The sequence below is a fragment of the Mycobacterium sp. E2497 genome (assembly GCF_001668695.1).
Classification (GTDB): Bacteria; Actinomycetota; Actinomycetes; order Mycobacteriales; family Mycobacteriaceae; genus Mycobacterium.
Genome location: NZ_LZKD01000129.1, coordinates 61,165 through 70,636, shown reverse-complemented (window position 1 = coordinate 70,636; position 9,472 = coordinate 61,165). Strand labels below are relative to the sequence as shown.

Here is a 9,472-nt window from a genome sequence, read left to right as displayed (position 1 = left end):
CAGCACGTCGGACGGGTAGTGCACGTTCAGCGCCACCCGGGAGATCCCCGCGGCCAGCACGCTCACCGCGACCGCCGCCACCGCGACGCCGCGCACCACCCGGCTCATCGCCGGCAAAGCCAGGGACAGCGCGGCGCACAGCGCGGCCGTCACCTCCAGCGCGTGCCCGGACGGGAAGGAGGTCTCGGCCGCGGCCACCAGCATGGTCGGCGGTCGCGGCCGGTCCGCCAGGGCCTTCGCCAGCACCGTCGCGAGTCCGCTCAGCGGCGCACAGGCCAACAGCAGCAGCGCCGCCCGCACCCGGCGCATGATCAGGGCGGCCGCCGCCACCACCGTGCCCAGCACGCGCAGCGGCACCGGCCCCAGCGCGAAGGAGACGTCCGCCCAGAATCGCACCCAGAACGGGTGTTTGACCGCGCTGTCCCGCGCGGCGTCCAGCAGCGACCAGTCCATGCGCTGTTGCCAGTGCCAGTCCTGCGAGTAACCCACCCACATCAGCACGTAGCTCACCGCGGCGGCCAGGGCGATGCACAGGGCCGGCAAAGTCCGCCATCGGGTCATAGCCCACCGATACCAGGCGCGCCGCGGCGGACCCCGGGCGGCCCGACCAGCGCATCAGCCGGCCGGGTCCATACTGGCGTCATGCCCGTATTCGTCCGTAGGTTGTTAGGCATCGGCAAGCTGCCCGACGACGTGTATGCGCAGGTCGAGGCGGAGGGCCTGATCTACCTGGCCGACTACGTCGCGGTGACCCGGCGGTTCAGCGGCGCCATCCCCGGGGTGCGACTGCCGCACAGCGTCGCCAGCTACACGGGTTCGCTGGTGTTCACCTCCGAGCGGGTGCTCGCCACCCTGTCGATGTTGCCGCGGCTGGCGGGCCCGACCGTCGACGTCCGCTGGGACGTGCCCCAGACCGGCTCGGCGCAGGTGGAGATATCGGCGACCGGTGTGCAGGTGAAGGTCGACGTCTCCCGGGTGGACCCGAAGTTCAGCGGCGAACTTTCGCTGCACTACAAGGTCGCCATTCCGGGCGATGTCCTCGGCGCCCTGCCGCGGCGGTCGCTGGCCTTCGACATGCCGCCCGACTACGTTTTCCGCGCGGTCGGCGTCACCTATAGTCCGTGATCGTCATCCGCGGCCAGGGCGGCTGCCTCAGCACCGCCAGGCTGCCGATCACTGCGGCCAGCAGGCCGGTGATCACGCCGATCAGCGCGATCCGATTCGCGTCGACGGCAGGCTCCCAGGACGCCCGGCCGTTGTGGATGACGAAGACACCGAGCGGTTTGGCGACGGGGATCACGGTGGTGCCGTCCGGTGTCTGATAGGGCTCGCCGTACACCCGGCCGGCCGTGCGGTCAGTGGGTAGCTGGTCGAGTGAGTCGAAAGGTTTCACGGAACACTCCCTCCTCGGGTGTTCGCCGGGTCCGTGCCGCGGACACGGTTCACGCTAACGCGGATTTCCTACGATGACTCCCGTGAGCGACGAGGCCTTCAGCCCGCAGGAGCGGCGGGCCGTCTACCGGGTGATCGCGGAACGGCGGGACATGCGCCGCTTCGTGCCCGGCGGCGTGGTGGGCGAGGAGGTGCTGGCCCGCCTGCTGCAGGCCGCCCATGCGGCGCCGAGCGTTGGGCTGATGCAGCCGTGGCGGTTCATCCGCGTCACCGATGACGCGCTGCGCCGGCGCATCCACGCGCTGGTCGACGAAGAGCGGCCGCTCACCGCGGCCGCCCTGGGTGAGCGGGGCGAGGAGTTTCTCGCGCTCAAAGTCGAAGGCATCCTCGAGTGCGCCGAGTTGCTGGTGGTGGCGCTGGGCGACGACCGGGAAAAGCACGTGTTCGGCCGGCGGACGCTGCCGCGGATGGATCTCGCGTCGGTCTCGTGCGCGATCCAGAATCTGTGGCTGGCGGCGCGCGCGGAAGGGCTTGGCATGGGCTGGGTCTCGCTGTTCGAGCCGCACCGGTTGGCGGCCCTGCTCGACATGCCGGCCGGGGCCGAGCCGGTGGCCATCCTGTGCCTGGGCCCGGTACCCGAATTCCCCGATCGGCCGGCGCTGGAGCTGGACGGCTGGGCCGTCGCGCGCCCGCTCTCGGAGTTCGTCTGCGAGAACCGCTGGGGTCGCCGCCCCCACGATCCCCCGAAGTAGCTGCGGTATCGTCGCCGGTCGCGGGGCGAGTTGGAGAGGGTGACGCAATTGGGGCCGGGCGAAGCAGCGGGCCGCAAGGACAACGTGCTGATCGTGCACTGGCACGACCTGGGGCGTTATCTCGGTGTCTACGGCCACCCGGACGTGTCCAGTCCCCGGCTGGACCGCCTTGCCGCCGAGGGCATCCTGTTCACCCGGGCGCACGCCACCGCGCCGCTGTGCTCGCCGTCGCGCGGATCGCTGTTCACCGGCCGCTACCCGCAGACCAACGGCCTGATCGGGCTGGCGCACCACGGCTGGGAATACCGCAGCGGGGTGCGCACCCTGCCGGAGATCTTGACCGATGCGGGTTGGTATTCAGCGCTTTTCGGCATGCAGCACGAGACGTCGTACCCGCAGCGGCTGGGCTTCGACGAGTTCGACGTGTCGAACTCGTACTGCGAGTACGTGGTCGACAAGGCCTCGGAGTGGCTGCGGGACGGCATCGAGGATCTGGCCGGCCAGCCGTTCCTGTTGACCGCCGGGTTCTTCGAGACGCACCGGCCGTACCCGAGGGAGCGCTACGAGCCGGCGGACACCGCGGTGGTCGAGCCGCCCGGCTACCTGCCCGACACCCCCGAGGTCCGGGGCGATCTTGCCGGCTTCTACGGGGCGATCGCCACGGCCGATGCCGCCGTGGGGCGGCTGCTGGACACGCTGGCCGAAACCGGGCTGGACGCCACCACCTGGGTGGTGTTCTTCACCGACCACGGCCCGGCCTTCCCGCGGGCCAAGTCCACCCTCTACGACGCGGGCACCGGCATCGGCATGATCATCCGGCCCCCCGCCGGGCGGGCCCTCACCCCGCGGGTTTACGACGAGCTGTTCAGCGGCGTGGACCTGCTTCCGACGCTGCTGGAACTGCTGGGTCTGGGCGTTCCCCCCGACGTCGACGGGTTGTCGCACGGCAGCGCCCTCCTGGAGCCGGACCCGCACGCGCTTCCGGTCAGGGACCACGTGTACACGGCGAAGACCTATCACGACGCGTTCGATCCCATCCGGGCCGTTCGCACCAAGGAATTCAGCTACATCGAGAACTACGCGGCCCGGCCGCTGCTCGACCTCCCGCTGGACATCGAGGAGAGCCCGTCCGGCCACGCCGTGGCGCCGTCGATCACCGGCCCGCGCCCGCAGCGCGAGCTCTACGATCTGCGCGCCGACCCCGCCGAGACCACCAACCTGCTGGCCGGCGACGACGCGGCCGCCCAGGAGGTCGCCGCTGATCTGGCTGTGCGACTCCACGATTGGCGGCAGCGGACGAACGACGTCATCCCGTCGGAATTCGCCGGCACCCGCATCGCGGCGCGCTACACCGAGACGTATCTGCAGATCCACCGGGTGCGCCCGAGGGCCCGGTCGGCGATCGCCGCGGACCGCGGCATCGAGGAGCAAGCGAGCGGTTAGCCGGCCGAGCGCCGGGAACCGCCCACTTCGGCGACGATGAACACCCGGCGGAACGGGAAGATCGTCGTCCCGTCGGCGCGGGGCGGGTAGGCGTCGTCCAGCAGCGGGATGAGCTCCGCGCGGAACCGCTCCCAGTCTTCGGCGCTCAACCGCTCGCGCACCGGGACCAGCGCCGTCCCGGTGATCCATTCCAGCACCGGGTTGTCACCGGTCAGCTGGTGCAGGTAGGTGGTCTCCCAGACGTCGACCCGGCATCCGGCGTCCAGCAGCATGTTGGCGTACTGGATCGGCGGCTGCACCACTGCGCCGACCCGGAATGGTATGTCCCGCATGACTTTTGCGTAGGGCTCCCGGCGCGCCAGCGTCCGCACCGTGGCGTGCGACGGCGTCTCGAAGTTGCCGGGTATCTGCACGGCGATCCACGATCCGGGCGCCAGTTCGTCGGCCCAGCGGAGCAGCAGGTCGGCGTGCTCGGGCACCCAGTGCAGGGCGGCGTTGCTGACCACGACGTCGGTGTCGGGCTTGGGCTTCCAGTGCCGCAGGTCGCCGACGACGGCGTCGATGCCGCGTTCCTTGGCGGCGGCGACCATTTCCGGCGAGGTGTCGATGGCCTCGATCACCGCCTCCGGCCAGCGCCGGGACAGGTACTTGGTCAGGTGGCCGGGCCCGCAGCCGAGGTCGACGACCCGCCGGGCCCGCTCGGCCCCCACTCGGGACAGCAGGTCATAGAACGGCCGGCTGCGGTGGTCCGCAAAGGCCAGGTAGACATCGGGATCCCACATGTCGGTCCTCCTGATCGATGCGCCGTCGCCAATCGGCGGAACAGACCAACCGTATTACCGCATCCCGGCTAGCATCGGCGTTCGTGGCGCCCGACACCTCGATTGATCCGCCCATCCCCGTTCCCGACATCCCCGGTGCCTTCAAGGGTGCCTTCCAGGGCGCAGACGTACCGATCGACGTCGGCGGATTACCCCCGAACTCCGCGTTGTCCCCCCGCCAGCGCATGGTAGTCGAGGGCTCGGCCGTCGGCGACCTCGCGCTGCGCACCTGGGTCTCCTCGCTGCTCACCGCGACGGTGGCGCCGGCCGTGGTCGCCGCCTCCCTGCGGCATCGGAGCGCCCGCGCCGAGCGCGCCAACCTGAACTTCTACGCCGAGCTGGGCGCGCAGCGCGATCCGGTCAAGTCGTTTCCCGCGCCCACCGAGCCGCCGCGCGTCTGCTCGCGGCGCGCCAGCCCGCTGACCGAGTGGACCGCCGGCGGCACGGTGGAAAACATCGCGTTCGAAAGCGGCTTCACCGCCGTCAACCCCGCGATGCGCGAACAGTGGAGCGCGTGGAAGTCCAACAATGTCGTGCGCGCGCAGCACTGGCGCCACGCTGACGGGCCCCGTCCGACGCTGTGCGTCATCCACGGCTTCATGGGGTCGTCGTACCTGGCCAACGGGCGGTTCTTCACGCTGCCCTGGTATTACCGGTCCGGCTACGACGTCCTGATGTACACCTTGCCGTTTCACGGCAAGCGCGCCGAAAGGTGCTCACCGTTCAGCGGTTTCGGCTATTTCGCCGGCGGGCTGAGCGGCTTCGCCGAGGCGATGGCCCAGGCGGTGCACGACTTCCGGTCCGTCGTCGACTACCTGCGCGGCACCGGGGTCGGCCGTATCGCGCTGACCGGCATATCGCTGGGCGGCTACACCTCGGCGCTGGTGGCCTCGGTGGACGACCGGCTGGAGGCCGTCATCCCGAACTGTCCCGTCGTCACCCCGGCGACGTTGTTCGACGAATGGTTCCCGGCCAACACGCTCGTGCGGCTGGGGTTGCGCCTGTCGCACATCAGCCGCGCGGAGCTGTCGGACGGGCTGTCCTACCACTGCCCGCTGAACTATCGGCCGCTGCTGGACAAGGACCGCCGGATGATCATCACCGGGCTCGGCGATCGCATGGCGCCGCCGGACCATGCCGTCAAGCTGTGGGAGCACTGGGATCATTGTGCGCTGCACTGGTTTCCGGGCAGCCACGTGCTGCACGTGAGCCAGCTGGACTACCTGCGCCGGATGACCGCTTTCCTGCAGACCGTCACGTTCTAGCGGTCTCGGCGACCGCCGCCGCGGCCGTCACCGCGGGCCAGTCCAGCTCCGCGAGCAAGCCCGCCGGCGCGTCGGTGTGCCCGTCGAGTCGCCGCGTGGACAGCAGGTCCAGCGCGTCGAGAGCCGGCCGGTGGTTGCCGCGCTGCGGGGTCAGGCCGGCCGGCGGCGCGGTCCGCCCGGGCGGGGTGTCGGTGAGGAATGCGCACGCGGCCGCCACCGTGTTGCGGGTCGGATCGCCGGCGATCTCCAGCGCCGTGCACGTCTCGCGCGCCGGATGCGCGCGAATCGCCTCGAGGGTTTCCGCCAACCGTCCGTCCACCGGGACCCGGTATGCCGCAAGGTAATCCGATGCGCCTCGCTGCACCGCCGACCAGCTCTCGCGGGCGTTGGCGGTGAGCAGCCGCGGGACGTCGTCGGCCGCGACCGCGGTGACCTCCCACCCGAGTTCCCGCAGGTGGTCGGCCAGCCGGCGCGCGACCACCTGCGCGGTCTCGTGCAACGGGACGCGTGCGGAGCGGGCCCGCAGCGCGGCCAGGTTGTCGGTGGCCGAGATGGTGAGGCCGATCCACGTCTCGCGCCTGGACGCGTCGGATGCGTTGTCGCGGCTGGTGATCCGGATCTTGTCCGCGCGGATGCCGTAGCGGTCCAGGTAGCCGGCGAGCAGCGGCAGCGGCAGCGCGTCGGCGTCCCCGCTGGGCGCGCCGACCCGCAGCAGCGCGGTGGTCGCGGTGGCGGATTCGGGCGTGGCCGCGTCGCCGCGCGACATGATGGCCAGCCGGCGGCGCAGCAGGGTGGTGAAATACAAGCCGCGCCAGCAACCGAAGAGCACGACCACGACGGCCACGGCGATGCCGAGCAGCCAGTAGTCCCACGGCGACCGCCAGGGGTAGGCCATCACCGCGGGGACGACCGCCAGCAGCGCCAGCGTGACGCGCCCCGGTCCGGGGGTGGGTATCGAGCGCTGCAGGCTCACGGGGTGGGGTCCTTTCGACGGCGGGTGGCGGCGATCGCGCCCGCGACCGCGACGAGCGCGGCCAGCGCCGCGGTTCCGGCCAGGGCGACGGTCCGTGGGGTGGTGTCCTGGGGCGCCGGGGGCGGCGGCACGGCGACCGGCTTGACCGCCGGGACGGCGGGCGGCTCGCCGGCGGGCAGTTGCCAGGTCAGGGCCGCCACCGGGTCCACGCTGCCGGCTCCGACGATGTTGGACGGCGCCCGCGCGCCGCCCCGCGCGGTGGCGGTGATGCGGTGCACCACCTGGGTGGCGTTCAGGTCGGGGTACTTGCTGCGGACCAGCGCCGCGACGCCGGCCACGTAGCCGGCCGCATAGCTGGTGCCGCTGAGCGCAACCTGCTGCTGGTGTTCGTCGGGTAGCCCGTTGGCCAGGCCGCCGCCGTCGCCGTTGCCGATCGACGCGATGCGTTCGCCGGGGGCCGCGATGCCCACCCACGGGCCGGCCATGGTGAATCTCGACGGCTGGCCGTCCGGGGTCAGGGAACCCACCGACAGCACGTACGGCTGCCACACCGACGGGATGGACACCGAGGTGACGCCGCCCCAGTTGCGCGGATCGTCGGGTCGGCTCAGGTCGGTGAGCGGGTTGGACTCACAGGACGTCCCGCCGGCGACCGACCCGGTCGGGCCGGTGTTGCCGGCGGCGGCCACGATCACCGCGTCCTTGTCCACCGCGGCGTAGCGGATCGCGGCGCCCAGCGCCGCCTGATCGACGGGCCGGTCGGCGGGCAGGCAGGTGAGCGTGGAGACGTCGATCACCCGGGCGCCCAGGTCGGCGGCGCGCACGATCGCGCGGCCCAGCGTCGTGACGTCCAGGGACTCCCGCGCCATCAGCGGGTCGCCGCCGGGCGTGCGCGGCGAGAACTTCGCCGACGTCGTCCTGATCGACACCACCCGGGCGGCGGGCGCCACCCCGGCAAAACCATCGTCCCCCGGCTGGCCGGCGATGAGCCCGGCGACCAGCGTGCCGTGGCCGTCGCAATCGGTCAGGCCGTCCGTCGCCTCGACGAAGTCGCCGCCCGGATCGACGTTCGGCAGCCGCGGCCCCGGCCGCACCCCGGTGTCCAGCACCGCCACCAGCTGGCCGTCACCACGCGAGAACTGCCATGCGCCAGGCAGATTCAGCGTTGCCTGGCTGGGCGTGACGGCCGCCGGGTCGCTGCCGGGGATGACCCCGGCGACGCTGCACGGGCCGCGCTGCTCCATCGGCTGCACCGGGCCCGGGGTCCCGCTCGGCGGTGGCACGCCCGGATCGACCTTCGGCGCCTCGATGGCCAGCGCCGAGGGGGACGTCCACAGCATGGCCACCAATGCCGCTGTGAGACAGGCTGATCCGGATCGAATCATCGATTGAGTATCCAGGTGAAGATGCCGACGAGATAGGCCATGACGGGGATGAGCGACGCGTCGAGGCCGGCCGCGACGAAGCCGGTCAGCCGGCGCACGGGAAGCGAATAGCTCTCCGGCTCGGCGATGCGCGGGTTGAGCGCCACCACGATCCACGCCGACGCCAGCGCGACGAGCACCAGCGCCGCAACCAGGGCCGCGGCGTAGCGTCCGGTCGCGGTGTAGAGCACCACCAGGACGCCCGCGGCCAGGTACGGCTGCCCGAGCAGCCACGCCTTGCACGCCGCCGAATCCCACACCCGGGCCCGCAGCACCGACGTCGCGGCCGTGGCGGCGACCACGTACCAGCCCGCGCCGCCGAGCGTTTCGGGGCGCAGCGCGATCGCCACCGACCCCAGGACGCTGAGCAGCACTGCGGCGGCGATGAATCCGTTCTGATGGGCGTCGCCGATCCGCACCCGCCGCGGCAGATCCTCGAGCACCCGCAGCGAGGGGGCCGACGGCGTGGGGTCGCCGGGCGCCGGGATGACCGGCAACGGGAAGCGCGCCCACAGCGCCGACAGCTGGGCCGCCTCGACGGTGACCAGCAGGGCGGCGACGATCAGCCCGCAGCCGATGGCGAGCGGCCGCAGGTGCCAGAGCACCTCGGCGCCCGCGGCCAGCGCCACGCCCGCGCCCACCACCGCGGTCGCGGTGAAGACGCCGACGACGCGCTCGCGTTCGGCGCCGGGAACCATCAGGGCGATCAGCGACCACGCGGTGACGCCGGCCGCGGCGAGCATGATCTGAGCCGGCCCGAACCGTCCGGGCACCGCCAACGCCAGCGCGGCGCCGATGGGCACCAGCGCGGCGATCGAGCACGCGGTCCCGGTGCGCGGCGAGCGCGTGGCGACCAGCAGGCCGACGACGGCGGTCACCGCCGCGACCACGCTGACCGCGACCAGCCCGGCCAGCGCGCCGGTGGCGACGCGGTAGGCGACCGACAGCCCGGTGGCCAGCAACGCGACCGCGATCGCCGAGGCCAGCGCCCCCCGCCGGATATGCGTTGTGCCCCAGGGCTTCAGCCGGGAGGCCGAGAAGATCATGGCGGCGTCGGCGATGTCCTCGACGATGCCGGGGGCCGCCTGGCCGACGGGCACCGGCTGCAGGGCCAGCAGGTCGCCGTCCACGACGCCGACGGTGTCCAGGCTGGCGTCCAGGCTGAAGGGCGCCCCGCCGATCGGCGCCAGGCTCAGCTGGATGGCCGCACCGAGGTCGGCGGTTCCCCGGGCGGTGTCGTCGGGGTCGCCGTTGGACGCCGCCGGAATCACCAACCGCTGGACGGCGGGCAGGATTTCGCGCAGCGGCAGCTCGGCGGGCAACGCCATCTCCGTCAGCCTGCTGTCCGCGAGGATTGCCACGCGGACGATCGGCATGACGGCGCCGGACGTCACCGGTCCCT

10 protein-coding genes are annotated in these 9,472 nt (G+C 72.2%); 4 read left to right on the top strand and 6 right to left on the bottom strand.

What is annotated here, in order from left to right:
- Window positions 1–561: phosphatase PAP2 family protein (locus A5713_RS10870; protein WP_068095382.1), on the bottom strand; the 561-nt coding region annotated here is incomplete at its 3' end.
- 81 nt (window positions 562–642) lie between these two features.
- Between A5713_RS10870 and A5713_RS10865 the strand changes: the two genes are divergently transcribed.
- Window positions 643–1,125: a hypothetical protein gene (locus tag A5713_RS10865; RefSeq protein WP_068095380.1), complete on the top strand. Its 483-nt coding sequence runs from the start codon at window positions 643–645 to the stop codon at window positions 1,123–1,125.
- Here A5713_RS10865 and A5713_RS10860 read toward each other — a convergent pair.
- The gene (locus A5713_RS10860; RefSeq protein WP_067926868.1) at window positions 1,109–1,393 is read right to left on the bottom strand and encodes a hypothetical protein; all 285 of its coding nucleotides are present in this window, start codon (window positions 1,391–1,393) and stop codon (window positions 1,109–1,111) included. The genes A5713_RS10865 and A5713_RS10860 overlap by 17 nt on opposite strands.
- Before the next feature lie 73 nt (window positions 1,394–1,466).
- Between A5713_RS10860 and bluB the strand changes: the two genes are divergently transcribed.
- Window positions 1,467–2,144 carry a 5,6-dimethylbenzimidazole synthase gene (gene bluB, locus A5713_RS10855; protein WP_067926871.1) on the top strand — a complete coding sequence of 226 codons (678 nt, stop codon included), beginning with the start codon at window positions 1,467–1,469 and terminating at the stop codon, window positions 2,142–2,144.
- A gap of 39 nt (window positions 2,145–2,183) precedes the next feature.
- Window positions 2,184–3,587: a sulfatase gene (locus A5713_RS10850; RefSeq protein WP_068095379.1), complete on the top strand. Its 1,404-nt coding sequence runs from the start codon at window positions 2,184–2,186 to the stop codon at window positions 3,585–3,587.
- Here A5713_RS10850 and A5713_RS10845 read toward each other — a convergent pair.
- On the bottom strand, window positions 3,584–4,369 hold the full coding sequence (locus tag A5713_RS10845; RefSeq protein ID WP_067926877.1) for a trans-aconitate 2-methyltransferase: 786 nt from the start codon (window positions 4,367–4,369) through the stop codon (window positions 3,584–3,586). The genes A5713_RS10850 and A5713_RS10845 overlap by 4 nt on opposite strands.
- Before the next feature lie 83 nt (window positions 4,370–4,452).
- Between A5713_RS10845 and A5713_RS10840 the strand changes: the two genes are divergently transcribed.
- The gene (locus tag A5713_RS10840) at window positions 4,453–5,673 is read left to right on the top strand and encodes an alpha/beta hydrolase (RefSeq protein ID WP_068095377.1); all 1,221 of its coding nucleotides are present in this window, start codon (window positions 4,453–4,455) and stop codon (window positions 5,671–5,673) included.
- Here A5713_RS10840 and eccE read toward each other — a convergent pair.
- Genes eccE through eccD form a run of 3 tightly spaced genes read right to left on the bottom strand, consistent with a single transcriptional unit; the run spans window position 5,663 to window position 9,446 of the window.
- Complete coding sequence (gene eccE / locus A5713_RS10835; RefSeq protein ID WP_068095375.1) at window positions 5,663–6,646, bottom strand: type VII secretion protein EccE; 984 nt, start codon at window positions 6,644–6,646, stop codon at window positions 5,663–5,665. The two genes, A5713_RS10840 and eccE, sit on opposite strands and share 11 nt — an antisense overlap.
- Window positions 6,643–8,031, bottom strand: coding sequence for a type VII secretion-associated serine protease mycosin (gene mycP, locus A5713_RS10830; RefSeq protein ID WP_068095373.1), 1,389 nt, complete (start codon window positions 8,029–8,031; stop codon window positions 6,643–6,645). Before mycP ends, eccE begins: the two co-directional genes overlap by 4 nt.
- Window positions 8,028–9,446, bottom strand: a complete 1,419-nt coding sequence (gene eccD, locus A5713_RS10825; RefSeq protein ID WP_156751840.1) for a type VII secretion integral membrane protein EccD — start codon at window positions 9,444–9,446, stop codon at window positions 8,028–8,030. Before eccD ends, mycP begins: the two co-directional genes overlap by 4 nt.
- Window positions 9,447–9,472 lie beyond the last annotated feature (26 nt).

Coding starts and splice junctions, on each gene's coding strand:
- A5713_RS10865 (WP_068095380.1), top strand. CDS start 643: ATGCCCGTATTCGTCCGTAGGTTGTTAGGCATCGGCAAGCTGCCCGAC.
- mycP (WP_068095373.1), bottom strand. CDS start 8,031: ATGATTCGATCCGGATCAGCCTGTCTCACAGCGGCATTGGTGGCCATG.
- bluB (WP_067926871.1), top strand. CDS start 1,467: ATGACTCCCGTGAGCGACGAGGCCTTCAGCCCGCAGGAGCGGCGGGCC.
- eccD (WP_156751840.1), bottom strand. CDS start 9,446: ATGCCGATCGTCCGCGTGGCAATCCTCGCGGACAGCAGGCTGACGGAG.
- A5713_RS10845 (WP_067926877.1), bottom strand. CDS start 4,369: ATGTGGGATCCCGATGTCTACCTGGCCTTTGCGGACCACCGCAGCCGG.